10 protein-coding genes are annotated in these 14,887 nt (G+C 71.4%); 1 reads left to right on the top strand and 9 read right to left on the bottom strand.

Annotated elements, in window-relative coordinates; translation table 11 throughout:
• Positions 1-75 precede the first annotated feature (75 nt).
• From OHT21_RS41475 to OHT21_RS41455, 5 genes are read right to left on the bottom strand one after another with little or no spacing between them, the layout of a single operon-like run.
• Complete coding sequence (locus OHT21_RS41475; RefSeq protein ID WP_328773392.1) at positions 76-1,314, bottom strand: cytochrome P450; 1,239 nt, start codon at positions 1,312-1,314, stop codon at positions 76-78.
• Complete coding sequence (locus tag OHT21_RS41470) at positions 1,311-1,931, bottom strand: GTP-binding protein (RefSeq protein WP_328773391.1); 621 nt, start codon at positions 1,929-1,931, stop codon at positions 1,311-1,313. The genes OHT21_RS41475 and OHT21_RS41470 overlap by 4 nt, the downstream gene beginning before the upstream one ends.
• Positions 1,912-2,286, bottom strand: a complete 375-nt coding sequence (locus OHT21_RS41465) for a DUF742 domain-containing protein (protein ID WP_328773390.1) — start codon at positions 2,284-2,286, stop codon at positions 1,912-1,914. Before OHT21_RS41465 ends, OHT21_RS41470 begins: the two co-directional genes overlap by 20 nt.
• The gene (locus OHT21_RS41460; protein WP_165340961.1) at positions 2,283-2,693 is read right to left on the bottom strand and encodes a roadblock/LC7 domain-containing protein; all 411 of its coding nucleotides are present in this window, start codon (positions 2,691-2,693) and stop codon (positions 2,283-2,285) included. The genes OHT21_RS41465 and OHT21_RS41460 overlap by 4 nt, the downstream gene beginning before the upstream one ends.
• Positions 2,690-4,369 carry a sensor histidine kinase gene (locus OHT21_RS41455; protein ID WP_328773389.1) on the bottom strand — a complete coding sequence of 560 codons (1,680 nt, stop codon included), beginning with the start codon at positions 4,367-4,369 and terminating at the stop codon, positions 2,690-2,692. The genes OHT21_RS41460 and OHT21_RS41455 overlap by 4 nt, the downstream gene beginning before the upstream one ends.
• A 304-nt stretch (positions 4,370-4,673) precedes the next feature.
• Here OHT21_RS41455 and OHT21_RS41450 point away from each other — a divergent pair, with 304 nt between their 5' ends.
• Entirely contained in the window at positions 4,674-6,050 is a 1,377-nt protein-coding gene (locus OHT21_RS41450) for a cytochrome P450 (RefSeq protein ID WP_328773388.1), read from the top strand.
• 16 nt (positions 6,051-6,066) lie between these two features.
• Here OHT21_RS41450 and ccrA read toward each other — a convergent pair whose 3' ends face one another.
• From ccrA to OHT21_RS41430, 4 genes are all read right to left on the bottom strand, one after another.
• Entirely contained in the window at positions 6,067-7,371 is a 1,305-nt protein-coding gene (ccrA, locus tag OHT21_RS41445; protein WP_328773387.1) for a crotonyl-CoA carboxylase/reductase, read from the bottom strand.
• Between the two features lie 77 nt (positions 7,372-7,448).
• Positions 7,449-8,330 (bottom strand): alpha/beta hydrolase, encoded by an 882-nt coding sequence (locus tag OHT21_RS41440; protein ID WP_328773386.1) that lies wholly within the window; start codon positions 8,328-8,330, stop codon positions 7,449-7,451.
• Between the two features lie 153 nt (positions 8,331-8,483).
• A complete protein-coding gene (locus OHT21_RS41435) occupies positions 8,484-13,151 on the bottom strand; it encodes a polyketide synthase (protein WP_328773385.1) in 4,668 nt (1,555 codons plus the stop codon).
• The gene (locus OHT21_RS41430; protein WP_328773384.1) at positions 13,148-14,848 is read right to left on the bottom strand and encodes a fatty acyl-AMP ligase; all 1,701 of its coding nucleotides are present in this window, start codon (positions 14,846-14,848) and stop codon (positions 13,148-13,150) included. Before OHT21_RS41430 ends, OHT21_RS41435 begins: the two co-directional genes overlap by 4 nt.
• Positions 14,849-14,887: the final 39 nt, after the last annotated feature.

Here is a 14,887-nt window from a genome sequence, read left to right as displayed (position 1 = left end):
TACGTACGAAGAATTTCGGCCGGCCACCCCCATGGGTGACCGGCCGAACCAACTCCCAAGCCGCCGTACGGACTTCTACACGGCGAACTCCACCGGCAGCCGGTCCAGTCGTGCCTCCCACGTCGACGCCGTAGACGTCAGCTCCTCGGGGGCTACCGCGAGGCGCAGGCCCGGCAGGCGGTGCAGTAGGACGTCGACGGCCGTCTCGATGATGGCCTGGCCGATGTTCTGCCCGGGGCATTCGTGCGGACCGCCGCTGAACGCGAGATGCGACTGGTTGCCGTGGACGGAGACGCCGACGTCGGGCCGGATCTCCGGGTCGACGTTGCCCGCGTTCAGGCCGAGCACCAGCAGGTCGCCCTCCCTGACGCGGTGGCCGCCCAGTTCGAGGTCGGCGGTGGCGAACCGGCCCGGCAGAACGGCCAGCGGCGGGGTGTTCCACATCACCTCCTCGACGACCGAGGAGATGTTCAACTGCCCGCTGACCAGGCCGGCGAGCCGCGTCGTGTCGGTGAGGACCAGCTGCAGCACCCTGGCGAGGAGATTGCTGGTGGTGGTGTGCGCGGCGATCAGCACCAGCCGCAGGTGGCTGAGGACCTCGTCCTCGTCGAGATCGGCGTGGTGCTCGATCAGCCCGGTGGTGAAGTCGGCGCCCGGCTCCTGGCGCTTGCGCTCGGCGAGTTCACCGAGGATGCGCACGATGCGGTCATTGTGGACGAGGGCTTCCGCCCCGCCCTTGATGACCTGGGCACAGGACTCGGCGAGTGTGCGTCCCTCACCCTGCGGGAGGCCGAACACCCTGGTCAGTACGAGCATGGGGAGGTACTCGGCGAAATCGGCCACCAGGTCGGCGCTGCCCGCGTCCGCGAAGGCGTCGATCTGCTTGTTCGCGAAATGCGTGACATGGCGGCGGATGCCGCGGCCGGTCACGGCCTGGAGGTTGTCGGTGACGGCGCCGCGCAGTCTGCGGTGCGGTTCGCCGTCCTGGGAGACGCAGTCGGGGCGCCAGCCCACCATCTGCATCAGCGGTGAGGCGTTGTCGACGCGGCCCTCGGTCCAGTCCCGCCAGATCCGCGAATCGCGGGTGAACTGGCGGGGGTTGTCGAGCACGCGCCGGTTCTCCCGGTAGCCGAGCACCAGCCATGCGGGTACGTCGCCCTCGAGCAGGACCGGCGCGACGGGCCCGTGTTCCTTGCGCAGCCGGGCGTAGATGCCGTACGGGTCGATGGCCGCCTCGGGCCCGTAGAGGCGGGTGAGGTCGGCGCCGCCGTGCGCGACGGGGCAGCCGTTCGGGGCATCGGGCTGGTCGGTCATCGGGACTCCAGAGCGACGGCGGAGCGTTCCTTGAGGTGCCGTATCAGGGCGATGAGTACGTCACGGCTGGAGGCACGGTCGCGGGCGTCGCAGGCCACGACCGGGGTGTGCGGGGGGATGTCCAGGGCGTCCCGGATCTCGTCGATCGGGTGTTCCTTGGAGTCGGGGAAGACGTTGAGGGCGATGACGAAGGGGACCTTCTGCCGCTCCATCTCCTCGATGGCCCGGAAGCTGGAGGCCAGCCGCCGGGTGTCGACCAGGACGACCGCGCCGAGCGCGCCCTTGAACAGGCCGTTCCACAGGAACCAGAAACGCTCCTGGCCGGGCGTCCCGAACAGGTACAGCACCAGCTGCTCGTTGATGCCGATCTTGCCGAAGTCGAGGCTGACGGTGGTCTCCTGCTTGTCCGCCACCCCGATGAGGTTGTCGACATCGGCACTGGCCTGGGTCAGCGTCTCCTCGGTGGTGAGCGGCTTGATGTCGCTGACCGAGCGGACCATGGTGGTCTTCCCGGTGCCGAATCCGCCGGCGATCATCACCTTCACCGAGCGGGCGCCGGCCGGCAGGGTGCCGTCGGCCGTCGGCCTGCCCGGATGGTCAAAGCCTTTCAAGTCCACTGAGTACCTCCTCAAGGAGCGCGAGGTCGGGCCCGCGACCGGCGCCGGACGCCGGGATGGGATCACGGGCTTCGATACGGCCTGCGTCCAGCAGATCGGCCAGGAGCACCGCGAGAATGTTGAACGGCAATCCGAGGTGGGCGCCGAGTTCGGCGACGGACAGCGGATCGCGGCAGCGGCGGAGGATCTCCTCGTGTTCGTGCTGCATACCGGGGACGGCGGCGGCACGGGAGATGATGAGGGTCGCCACGTCGAGAGTCGACGCCGAACCGCCGCCCGGTCCGCTGCGGCCGCCCGTGAGGACGTAGTAGCGCTCCAGACCGGACGGGTTCAGAGGTCGGCTGGGACCACTCATCCAGAGTGCTCCTCCAGGCGCGGCGTGGTTCCGAGGAGCTCACCCATCCTGCGGGCCAGATCCCTCATCTGATGCCCGAGCAGGCCCTGGTCGAGGCCTTCCCTGGCGAGGACTCCGAGGTACGTCTCCACGCCGGCCCGCACCACGAAGAGGTGGCCGCCGTCGACCTCGATCATCGCGAGCCGCAACTGCCCGGCGTACTGCGGGAACTGCTCGGCCACCGGCTGGGCCAGCGCCTGCAGTCCCGCGACCACGGCGGCGAACCGGTCCACGTCGTCGGGGTCGTCGGCGCCGTAGGACGTTATGGCCTTGCCGTCGCTGGAGGCCACCAGGGCGAAGCGGATCTCCTTGATGCTCTCGACCAGATCGCGCAGCGCCCAGCTCACGTCGGTTCCCTGTTGCGTCATGTGGACTCGTCGCTCTCTTCAGTGCTGTGCTCGGTCGACTCATGTCCCGCGGCGGACTCATGTCCCGCCGGGGCCCCGGGTCCGTCGGTCGGCTCGCGTCCGGCCGTGGCGAACGCGGCCAGGCCGGCGAAGGACGCGTCCGGTGGCACGGTGTGCGAGCCCGTGTCCGCAGACGTCGCGGCCGCGTCCCGTACGACCGGCTTCGGCCGTCCCGGTTCCGTCCCCGAATCCGCGCGCCTGCGTCGCCTGGGCAGACCGCCGGGCGTGGTGTCCACGGCTATCCCGGTATCCCCGTTTTCTTCGGCCGGGGCGTGCGCGGGCTCGGCCTCGGTGCTCGGCGCCGCCGGCGTAGCCGAGACCTGCGCGGCCTGGGCCGTAGCCGGAGTCGTGACGGCGGCGGGCAGCGGGCTGAAGTACTTGTGCGGTACGACCACGACGACCGAGGTGCCGAGCCAGGGCGAGTCCGCGAAGGTGACCCTGATGCCGTAGCGGCGGGCGAGCGCGCCCACGACGCGCAGCCCGAGGTGGGCGTCCTCGGACACACCACCGAGACCGGGGCCCGCGGCTTCGCCCGCGAGCGCCTGGAGCGCCTCCTGCTTCTTCTCCTCGTTGAGGCCCTTGCCGGAGTCCTGGATCTCGATGCCGACCCCGTTCGGAACCTCCTTGCCGGAGACGACGACGGGCTCGGTGGGCGGCGAGTAGCGCGCGGCGTTGTCCAGGAGGTGGGCGAAGATCAGCGTGAGGTGGTCCACCAGGCCGCCGTCGACGCCGAGTTCGGGCAGATGACGGACCTGGACCCGGTCGAAGTCCTTGATCCGGCCGATGCCGCCGCGGACCACGCTGAGCAGCCGCTGCGGTTCCTGCCACTGCCGTCCTGGCCGGTCGGAGCCGCCGAGTACGCCGATGCTCGCGGCCAGACAGTCGGCGGGGCCGATCTCCTGGTCGAGTTCCATCAGGCCCTGGGCGACGGCGGGCAGCCTGCCGTGCTCGCCCTGCATCTCGTGCAGCCGACCGCGCAGCTTGCTGGTGAGGACGTGGATACGGCTACCGACGCTGACGACGGCAGCCTCGGCGGAGGTGGAGCGGTTGAACTCCTCCTCCACGCCGATCAGCGCGGTCCGCAGGATCTTGCGCAGCTGGGCCCGCAGATCGGGGCTGACCTCCGCGCACTGGTTGACCGTGGGCAGCACATCGTCGATGGCCTCACCGGACCGCAGCCGCTTCAGCGCGTCGGGCAGCTGTTCGTCGGCGAGCAGCGCGACGGCGGCCTGCTGCCGGTCCAGCTGCTCCTGCCAGGCGCGGGACTGCTCGGCGATCCGTGCCTCGTACGCCTGGGCCTGCTCGGCCAGTTGGGCGTCGAAGACCGAGCGCTCGGCGGCGTACTTCCGCTCAAGCGCTGCCACATGCTGCTGCCACTGCTGGGAGTGCTCGGCCTGCGCGTTCCGGAACTCGCCCGCGCTGCTGCGCAGTTGGCGCTGGGAGCGGACAAGTAAACGTACGCAGAAGGCACTTGCCGTCGTCGCCAGCGCCCCGGCGACGATCGCGGTTATGCGGGTCTGGTCGGATCCCGCGACGGCGGCGACCACGGTCCCGGCGGCCAGGCTCAGGGGCAGCAGCCACCAGCCGTACCAGGAGACCGGAGCCCGCGCCGCCGGTGGCGGAGTGGCAAGTTCCATCTGCATCCTTCGAAGCAACATGGTCGAACAGGGGGGTGGAGATGCTCGGGGACGCACTCGACGCGCGGCGGTCAACCACGCGGCGGCATGCGTGAGCGGCGAGCGACAACAGAGTGCTACGGAGTCAACTCGCCGCGCCACATGGAACCTTATCGGGTTTGATCTCGTCAGGATCAACCTCCCCGTCAAACCTCCCTGTCCGGATCAGGGCATACCAAGTGGCCGATACCACGCGGCTGATGGGATTGCCTAACGGGCCGAGAAGGGAAGTGATCACGCACAACTTCCGCGAAGGGACCAGCTCGTGACCATCGCAGCGCCTCCCCCCATACCGAAGGCGGCGGGCTCGCTCCCGTTGCTCGGCCACGCGATACCGCTCATGCGCGACAACCTCTCGTTCATCGCCTCACTGCGTGCGTACGGCCCTCTCGTCGAGATCCGCCTCCAGCCCCAGCAGCCGACCCTCGTCGTCAACGACCCGGCGCTGATCCGCACGATGCTCGTCGATGTCGCGCCCACCCTGGACAAGGGCCGGTTCTTCGAGAAGATGGGCCAGTTGCTCGGCGACAGCGTGGTCACCGCCGCGGGCACCGAACACGTCCGCAAGCGCCGCCAGCTCCAGCCGGCCTTCCGCCACACCGAGATCACCCGATATGTCGACCTGATGCGCGAACAGGTGACCACCACCATGGCCGGCTGGCGCCCGGGTCAAGTCCTGGATGTACGCGAGGTGATGGTCAAACTGTCCCTCGACATGCTCTCCGCGACCGTGTTCTCCTCCAGCATCGACGAGGCGGCCTTCCACCGGCTGCGTCATGACCTGTCAGTGGTCATGAACGGCGTCGGCACCCGCATCATGCTGCCGGACTGGGCGGAGAAACTGCCGCTGCCCGCCAACCGCCGCTTCACCGCCGCCCGCGACGCCGTACGGGCCACCATCGGCGAGGCGGTGAACACACTGCGGGCGTCCGGCCGCGACACCGAGGACATGCTGTCCCTGCTGCTGCGGGCGGAGGACGAGCAGACCGGGCAGCCGCTGACGGCTCACCAGATCTGTTCCGAGATCCTGACGCTGGCGGTGGCAGGTACGGAAACCACCGCGTCCGTACTGTCCTGGGTGCTGTACGAACTCGCCCGCAACCCCGCGATCGACGAGCGTGTCCAGACCGAACTGGACGAGGTGCTCGGCGAACGCCCGGTCACCTTCGACGATCTCACCCAACTCCCCTACCTGGGCCGCGTCATCAACGAAGCCCTCCGCCTGCACCACACCGGCTGGCTCGTCACCCGCCGCACCCTGAAGCCCACCCGTCTCGGCCAGTGGGAGATCCCGGCCGACACCGAACTCGCCTACTGTCAGCACGCGTTGCACCGCGACCCCGCCCTCTTCCCCGACCCCCTGCGCTTCAACCCGGACCGCTGGCTGGACGAGGATCAGGCGCAGCTCGCCGACGGAGCGTTCCTCCCCTTCGGCGCGGGCAAGCACAAGTGCATCGGCGACCGCTACGCCCAGGCCGAGATCACCACCGCGATCGCGACCATCACCCGGGCCTGGCGCCTCACCTTGGCCCCCGGCCAGAGCATCCGCCCCGTGGCCCGCGCCACCGTACGGCCCAGCACCCTGAAGATGACGGCCCGGCCCCGCGAACGCGTCACCCAGAAGGGGGAGCAGCTCGCCTGATGACGAGAGCCGGTGCTCACACCTGAGGCATGAGACGCTCCCGGCGCTCGGGGTCACTGACTCCGAGGCCGGGAGCAGGGGCCAGGGAGAGGACGCCGACCTTGCCGAGGTGGTCGTTGTTCTGGACGAGACGGGCAGCCTCCGCCGTGGCGGTCAGCGGGTACGTCGCGGTGAGTGCGGGCTTGAGGTGCCCGAGGTCCAGGAGGCGCCCGACGGCGGCCTGTTCCTGCAAGTTGGAACCGTGGCTGCCGATGACGCGCTTGAGCCGCATCCAGAGGTAGCGGTTGTCGAACTCGTGCTGATAGCCGGTGCTGGACCCGCAGGTCACGACCGCGCCACCCCGCCGTACGACGAAGACGGAGACACCGAAGGTGGCCCGGCCGACGTGCTCGAAGACGATATGCGGGTCCTCACCCGTCGCGGTCCGGATCAGCTTGCCGAGCCGCTTGCCGACCACGGTGGGATCAGCGGGCGCCTCGCTGGTGGTAAGGCCGATCTCCTCCCGATTGATCACCACATGGCAGCCCAGGCTGCGGGCGTACTCCGCCTTCTGCTCGCTGCTGACGACACCGACGGCGATCCCGCCGCCGTTGCGGACGAGTTGGACGGCGTACGCGCCTAGCCCGCCGGCCGCCCCCCAGATCAGCACCACATCGCCCTGCGTCATCCGGGCGCCCCGGTCGCTGACGAGCATGCGGTACGCCGTGCCCGCGCACAGCGGGTTCGAGGCCGCCTCCTCCCAGGTCAAGTGGGCCGGCTTGGGGAGGAGTTGGCTGGTACGGGCCACGCAGTAGTGGGCGAGTGCGCCGTAGTTGGTCTCGAAGCCCCAGGCCAGCATGCCGGAGCCCATCATGCCGTCGGCGTGGGTCGCCGGGTCCTCCTCGTCGACGTACACCGGGCTCACCACGACCTGGTCGCCGACCCGCCAGCGGCGCACCCCCGATCCGGTGCGTACGACGACCCCGGACGCGTCGGAGCCGATGACGTGGAACGGCTGGTCGTGCCGGGCCGCCCAGCGGTCCTGGCGGCCGAAGTGCTTCAGGAAGGTGAAGGTCGGGATGGGCTCGAACATCGCCGACCAGACGGTGTTGTAGTTGATGCCGCTCGCCATGACGGCCACCAGCACCTCGTTCGGGGCGAGTTCGGGCATCGGCACGGAGCCGAGGTGGATGGACTTGCGAACGTCCTTGTCCGCGACTCCGGTGAAACTGTCCACGTCCTCCGCCCGCAGATGAGCGGCGGTGTAGTGACCGGGCAGGGGAAGCTGCTCCAGTTCGGCACGGGCGGCTCCCGCCACCACGGCCTCGGCCAGCGCGTCCATGGGTACCTCCTTGGTGGGACCTTGGGTGGGACCTTGGGTGGGGCCTTGAGGGGGCCTTGAAGCGGCCTTGAAGGGGGTCAGCTCAGGCCGAGGCCCGCTGCGAGCGTCGGCCACGAGGCCTTGAACTCCTGCCGCCAGTTCGGCCAGTTGTGCACTCCCCCGCTGTAGAAGTGTGTCTGGGCCGGGATGTTCAGAGCCTCCAACTGCCTTGCGAATCGGTGTGCTTGGGACCACAGAACGCCTTCGAGTACCGCACCTTCGATGTCGCCGATGTCGTCGCTGGGCAGTCCGCTGCCCTGGGAGACGTACAGCTTGGTGCCCTTGAGGTGCCGGGCCTGTGCGTAGGGGTTGTGCCGGGTCCAGTTGTCGCGCTGGAACAGCGGGCTGCCCCACAGGGTCAGGGGCAGCAACTGTTCGCGGGCGACGATCGCGTTGAGGACGGTGGGCATGCCCAGGGCGGTCGTGTCGAGGATCCCGCTGTACGAGGCTGCCGCCCCGAAGGTGCCGGGGTGCCGCGCGGCGAAGGCGAGGGCTCCATAGCCGCCGGTGGAGACACCGGCGACGGCCCGCTTCGTACCGGCCCGGAATCTCTGCGCCAACAGCCCCATCAGCTCGTCCACTTGGAACGTCTCGTAATCCGGCGCGTCGGCGCTGCCGTAGTTCCACCAGTCGGTGGGGATGCCGGTGGGGCCCGAGGCCGGCATCACGGTGAGGACATCCTTGTCCGCCATGAAGTCGGCGACGTCCGTCTCGCGGGTCCAGGAGGTGTAGTCGTCGTGGGCGCCCTGGAGGAGGTAGAGGACGGGCCAGGTGCGGTCCGGCTGCGCGGCGTAACGCGTCGGGAGGATCACGCGTACGGGCAGGGTGGCACCGACCGCCGGGGAGTCGATGGTGAGGTCGACGGTGCGGGCGTCCAGCCAGTTCTCGCCGACGATGGCGGCGCCGTGCGCGTCTGCCACGGTCGCCGCCGTGGGTGCCGCAGACGACTGCGGGGCGAGGACAACGCCCGTTCCCAGAAGCGAGGTTGTGAGCGCGAGGGCGAGAGCGTAGCGGCTGCGCTGCGAACGCGGTGGTTTCGGACGCGGCATGGGTGAAGTCCCTTCAGGAGTCCTTCAGGAGTCCCGCAGATCGCGTGTCAGCAGTCCGGCGAGTACGTCGACGACCGGGGGGTCGAGGAGTGACAGATGGTGGCCGGGCAGCGGGACGACGGTGAGGTCGGTGCAGTGGGCGTCCCAGCCGAGCGCCTCGTCGTCGCGCTCGTAGCGGGGGTCGCGGACCGTGTGCGGGGCGGGCTCGCTCGCGCGGTAGAGGAGGGTGCGGCCGGGGTGGGGCCCGGGTGTGTGGCGTTCGCCGCTGCGGAGGTCCAGATATGAGGTGCGCTGGTGCTCGAGTACGGAGTCCGGCAGTTCGACGGTGTCGCTCAGCACCTTGAGGACGAGGTCGATGCGGTCCGTGTCGTCGAGTTCGGCGAGTTCGGCGTACGGGAGGTCGAGGCGGGTGCCGTAGGTGCGTTCGACGTACGCGGCGAAGTCGTGGAAGTGGCGCAGGGCGCGCTCGGTGGCGGTGAGATCGGTCGGCAGCGGCAGTATCGAGTCGATCAGGACGAGCGCGGAGACGGTGCCGTGTGAGGAGAGAAGCCGGGCGGTCTCCTGGGCTACGAGGCCGCCGTACGACCAACCGCCCACCATCCAGGGCCCGTTGGGGCTGACCTCCCGTATGCGCCGGGCGAACTCCGCGGCTCGGCCCGGCACATCGTCGGGGTCGGGCTGCCGGTCGAAGCCGTGGACGGGGCGGTCGCCGTCGAGGCGTGCGGCCAGCCGGGCGTAGACGTCGGCGGATCCACCGGCGGCGTGGGCCAGGAAGAGGGGGGTGTGCGGGCCGGTGGCGGAGAAGGCGCGGAGGCCATCAGAGACGACGGGGCGCGCTCGTGCGGGGAGGGCCGGGTGCGCCAAGTCCACGTCACCGCCGAGGAGTTCGGCCACTCTCCGCAATGTCCCCTGTTTCAGCAGCACTCCGGGCTCGACCTCGACATCGAACTCCCGATGTACGACGGCCCGTATGCGCACGGCCGTGAGCGAATCCAGGCCGAGGTCGGTCAACGGTGTGTCGGGGTCGATGTGTTCGGGGCTGTATCCCATCACTCCGGCCACGCACAGCCGTAGCCGTTCGACAGGGCTTGCGGTGCGGTCGGTGGCGGCGGACCCGGCCGGTGCTGGTGCCGGGTTCGCCGCGGTCTCCTCCCCCACCCAGAACCGGCGGTGGCGCCAGCGCGGCGGCGGTACGTCCACGATGCGGCCCTCGTGGTGCAGACGTTCGCGCGGCCGGGCTGTCCGTACGCCGTGCACGAGGAGGGTGGCGAGCGAGGTGCGGAAGGTGAGCGCGTCGTCGGTGTCGCGGCGCAGGGTGGGGACGACCAGGGAGTCCTCGGCGCCGGACGCGCGCAGGGTTTCGGTCAGGGGGTGCAACTGCGTTGCGTGCGGGGCGACTTCGACGAAGACGCGGTGTCCGTCCTCGGCCGCCGCGCGTACAGCCTGGGTGAAGCGGACGGGGTTGCGCAGGTTGGCCGCCCAGTACGCCGTGTCGGCGGGCGCGGCCTCGCGGGGGTCGTCGAGCACGGTGGTGTAGCGGCGGCAGCGGGGGGCTTCTGCGGAGGGCCGGATCTCGCCCAGCTCGCTGCTGAACTCGCCCAGCAGGGGCTCGACTTCGGGCGAGTGACCGGCTCCGGACACGCCCAGTGCGCGGGCGAAGCCGCCGTCGCCGTTCACCCGGGCGACCAGGGCGGCGACGTCCTCGGCGGAGCCGGTGACCACGCACTGCACGGGGGAGGCGTGTACGGCGACGTCGAGGGTGGGCAACTCCCTTGCCAGTACGGGGATTTCGGCGGCCGGTAGATCCACGACGGCCATCGATCCGCCGGTGAGCCGGTCCAGCAGCCGGGACCGTACGGCGATGATGCGGGCACCGGTGGCCTCGTCGAGGGCTCCGGAGACGACCGCGGCGGCGATCTCGCCCAGGGAGTGGCCGATGACGGCGGCGGGTTCAAGACCGTACGAGCGCCATAGTTCGGCGAGGGCGACCTGGATGCCGTACAGGACGGGCATGACGGTGGCGGGGCTCGACAGGACGGTGTCGGGGTGGAGCCCGGCGCGCAGGGAGACGCCCGCGTGTTCAAGGAGCAGTGGTTCCAGGCGGTCGACGGCGTCCGCGAACACCCCTTCCGTGGCGAGGAGTTGACTGCCCATACCGGGCCACTGGGAGCCGTAGCCGGAGAACACCCAGACCGGGCCGGGGCCGCCCGGCGTCCCCTCCCCCGTGATCAGATGCGGGGACGGGGCGCCGGTGGCGAGACGCGTGAGCGCGGTGACGGTCTCGGTGCGGTCGCGGGTGACGAGGGCCGCGCGTTGCCTGCCGCGGCCGATGCGGCCCGCGAGGGTGCGGGCGAGGTCGGCCTCGCGTACGCGTCGGCTGTCGGGGCTGTTCAGCCAGGCGGCGAGCTCGGCCGCGTACGACCGCACCCTTTCTTTGGTGGGCCCGTCGAGCAGCAGGAGCCGGGGACGCTCCGGCACGCTGCTCGCCCGACGGGCCGGTCTGGGGCCGGGTCCGGGTCCGGGTTCGGGTTCGGGTTCGGCGAGGACGACATGGGCGTTCGTGCCGCCGAAGCCGAAGGCGGAGACGCCTGCGGTCGCCGTGCCCGAGTAACGGGGCCAGGGTTCCGGGGCGGTGACCACGCGCAGGCCGAGTGCGTCGAGGTCGGCGTGCGGGCCCTGGCGTGTGAAGTGGAGCTGGCCGGGGATCTCGCCGTGGTGCAGGGCGAGGACGGTCTTGATCAGACCCGCGATACCGGCGGCGGCTTCCAGGTGTCCGAGGTTCGTCTTGGCGGAGCCGATCAGCAGGGGCTGGTCCGCGGGACGGCCCCGCCCGAGTACGGCGCCGAGGGCGCTGGCCTCGATGGGGTCGCCGAGGGCGGTGCCGGTGCCGTGGGCCTCGACGTAGTCGACGGTCGTGAGGCCGGCATGTCCGGGGTGTGCCTGGTGCGCTTCGGTGAGGAGGGCGCGTTGGGCTTCGGCGTTGGGGGCGGTCAGTCCGTTGGAGCGGCCGTCGGAGTTGACGGCGGTCGCGTGGATGACCGCCAGGACGCGGTCGCCGTCGCGTTCGGCGTCGGCGAGACGTTTCAGTACGACCACGCCGCAGCCCTCGCCGCGTACGATCCCGTCGGCCTCCGCGTCGAACGCCTTGCACCGGCCGTCTGGAGCGAGGGCGCCCGCGCGCTGGAGGCCGAGGGTCACGGCGGGGCTCAGCAGCAGGTTCACCCCGGCGGCCAGCGCCGTGTCGCTCTCGCCGCTCACCAGGCTCCGTACCGCATGGTGCACCGCGACCAGCGACGACGAGCACGCGGTGTCGACGGACATGCTGGGCCCGCGCAGATCGAGGGCGTACGACAGCCGGCCCGCGGCGATGCTCAGGGAGGCGCCGGTGGCCGTCCAGGCGTCCACGGCACCGGGGTCGGCGGTGGTGAGATGGGCGTACTCGTTGCCGCTGATGCCGACGAAGACACCGGTACGGCTGCCGGCGAGCGCGGGCGCGGGCAGGGCCGCGTGATCGAGTGCCTCGCGGGCGACTTCGAGGAGCATGCGGTGCTGCGGGTCCATGGCAACGGCCTCGTGCCCCGCGATCCCGAAGAACTCGGCGTCGAACCCGGCGATCTCGTCGAGGCCGCCGACGAAGGCGCCGTGCGGGCTCACGTCGTCCGGCAACCGCGTGGGATCGCGCACGAAGGGCTCCCATCGTCCCGGCGGGAGCGTGCCAACCGCGTCCCGCCCCTCGGTGAGAAGCCGCCAGTACGCCTCGGGTGAGCGAACCCCGCCGGGGAGACGGCAGCCGAGGCCGATGACGGCGACGGGGTGCGGGGCTCCACTGCCGTCCGCGCCACGCGGGGCGTGTGCGCCAACACCGGGTGTGGGGCGGGCGGTTGGGGCGCCCGGCGCACAGCCGCCACCCTCCGCGCCCGGCGCTGGGCTGTCAGCAGGCGTCGCACCTGCCGCACGACCGTCGGCAGCTACGCCCGCCATCCGACCGTCCGCCGCCGCAGCCGGCGCACTGACCGCAGGACCTACGGCGCCATCAGCGACGGACGGCGCCTGAGCCACCGTGCCGGGCCCATGGCCGTCGACCGGTACGCCCGGCGCGCGGCCGTCCGCCACCGCGAGCGGCGCACTGACCGCCGGACCCGCGACGCCATCAGCGACGGACGGCGCCTGAGCCACCGTGCCAGGCCCCTGACCGTCGGCCGGCGCGCGGCCGTCCGCCGCCCCAAGTGGCGCACCGGCCGCCGTAACTGCGGCGCCATCAGCGACCCGCGGGGCCTGAGCCGCCGTGCCGGGCCCGTGGTCGACGGCCGGTACGCCCGGCGCGCGAGCGTCCGACGCCGCGGCGTCGGCAGCCCAGCCGCCGCCAAGCGCGAGCGGCGCGTGGCCTGGCTGCGGGCCGCCCTGCGTCGGCGGGGGCGCGGTTTGCGCCTCGTCGGCGCCGGCCACGGCCCCGGCGTCCTCCGTCAGTCGCGTCACCACCGCGTCGATCGTCGGAGCGTCCCACAGGAACGTGCTCGGTAGGCGGCGGCCGGAGAGTTCGCTCAAGGCTGCCGTGAGGGTTATCGCGTCGCGGGAGGTGAGGCCGGTTTCTGCTAGGGGGAGGTCGTCGGGGAGGTCGGAGGGGGCGAGGCCGTACCAGGTGTGGAGCCGGTCTGTCACCAGGGCGCGGATCGCCGTGCGGGACGTGGTCATCGGGTGGCGAAGCCTCCTTCCAGGTACCGGTTCCGGGTCGCCGTGCGGGAGACCTTGCCGCTGCTGGTGCGGGGCACGGAGCCGGGTGGGACGAGGAGCAGGGTGCCAAGGCGCAGGCCGTGGCGGGTGGAGACGGTGGCGCGGGCGGTGCGTTCGGCCGCGCGGGCGTCATCGGCCGTCGGTTCGGTGTCGCGGCGGTGTTCCGCGATCACGACGAGTTCCTCGCCCGTGCGGTCCGGCCGGGTGACGCCGAACGCGGCGAGCCGGTCGCGGCGGACCAGGGAGACTGCCGTCTGTACGGTCTGCTCGATGTCCTGGGGGTAGTGGTTGCGCCCGTCCACGATGATCACGTCCTTGTGCCGCCCGGTGACGAGGAGCCGCCCCTCGTGGAGGGCGCCGAGATCGCCGGTGCGCAGCCAGTCGCCCGTCGCGCCGAAGCCGAAGGTCTCGGCGGAGAGTTCGGCGCGCTTCCAGTAGCCGGGCCCGACGTTCGGCCCACGTACCTGGATCTCACCGACCCGCCCCTCCGGCAGTACCGCACCGTCCGCGCCGACGATCCGCATCTCCTGCCCGACGGGCGTCCCGCACGAGACGAGAACCGCAGCCGTCGCCGCGTCCGGCGCCTCCTCCACGCGCCCTTCCGCGAGCGCGTCGGCATCACAGGCCACGGTCGAGGGCGCGGCGTCCGACGCATCCGCGGTCACGAACACCGTGGCCTCCGCCAGTCCGTACGCCGGGCAGTGCGCCGCGGGATCGAGCCCGGCGGGCGCGAACCTGGTGCGGAAGCGGTCCACCGTCTCCGCGCGCACCGGCTCGCTGCCGTTGATGAGCACGCGTACGCGGTCCAGGTCGAGTTCGCCGGCCAGCGCCGGATCCGTACGGGCGACGCAGTAGTCGTACGCGAAGTTCGGGGCGGCGCTGACGGTCCCCTCGTACGAGCCGAGGAGGCGCAGCCAGCGGGAGGGGTCCTCGAGGAAGGCGAGGGGGTCCATGAGGACGGACGGGAAGCCGCCGACCACGGGGGCGGCGATGCTGAGGACCAGGCCCATGTCGTGGAAGAGCGGCAGCCAGCCGACCGTCGTGGTGGTCGACGGATCGGCGACGAACGCGTCGATGGCCTGGCGGGCGTTGGCGACGACGTTGGCGTGGCTGATCATCACGCCGGCGGGGTTGCGGGTGGAGCCGGAGGTGTACTGAAGGTAGGCGATGTCGTCGGGCTCGGGCCGCGCGTGCGGCTCGCCCGAAGCCTCGAACCCGGTGTCAGGGGCGGGCAGTTGGTCCAGCGGGACGACCGGCACGTCAGGCAGTTCGCGGTCCCGTACGAAGGCGCGTACCGCGGGTGCCGTGGCGGAGTCGGTGAGCAGGCAGGCCGGTTCGCAGTCGGCGAGGACGCCCGTGAGTCTGCCTTCGTGGCCCGGCAGTCCGGGGCCGAAGAGGGGTACGGCGATGACGCGGGCGTACAGGCAGCCGAGGAACCCGGCCGCGTAGTCGAGCCCTTGGGGCAGTACGAGGGCGGCCCGTTCGCCGGGGGACGTGATCGTGGCGAGGTGGTCGGCGACGGCTCTGGCGCGGGCGTCGAGGGCGCGCCAGCCGAGGGTGCGGTGCCGTCCTGTGGGGGCGCTGTCGGGGAAGTCGACGTGGCTGAAGGCGCGTTGCTGCGGCCGGTGCCGGGCCCAGTGCCGCAGATGGTCCGTCATGAGGGTGGCTTCGACAGTTGGCCGGGCGGGCTGCATGGC

Source organism: Streptomyces sp. NBC_00286 (genome assembly GCF_036173125.1).
In the GTDB taxonomy this organism is placed as follows: Bacteria; Actinomycetota; Actinomycetes; order Streptomycetales; family Streptomycetaceae; genus Streptomyces.
Note: the sequence above shows the minus strand (reverse complement) of the source record. Positions and strands in the feature narration are given on the sequence as shown.

Coding starts and splice junctions, on each gene's coding strand:
- OHT21_RS41465 (WP_328773390.1), bottom strand. CDS start 2,286: ATGAGTGGTCCCAGCCGACCTCTGAACCCGTCCGGTCTGGAGCGCTAC.
- OHT21_RS41435 (WP_328773385.1), bottom strand. CDS start 13,151: ATGACCACGTCCCGCACGGCGATCCGCGCCCTGGTGACAGACCGGCTC.
- ccrA (WP_328773387.1), bottom strand. CDS start 7,371: ATGGACGCGCTGGCCGAGGCCGTGGTGGCGGGAGCCGCCCGTGCCGAA.
- OHT21_RS41455 (WP_328773389.1), bottom strand. CDS start 4,369: ATGGAACTTGCCACTCCGCCACCGGCGGCGCGGGCTCCGGTCTCCTGG.
- OHT21_RS41460 (WP_165340961.1), bottom strand. CDS start 2,693: ATGACGCAACAGGGAACCGACGTGAGCTGGGCGCTGCGCGATCTGGTC.
- OHT21_RS41475 (WP_328773392.1), bottom strand. CDS start 1,314: ATGACCGACCAGCCCGATGCCCCGAACGGCTGCCCCGTCGCGCACGGC.
- OHT21_RS41430 (WP_328773384.1), bottom strand. CDS start 14,848: ATGACGGACCATCTGCGGCACTGGGCCCGGCACCGGCCGCAGCAACGC.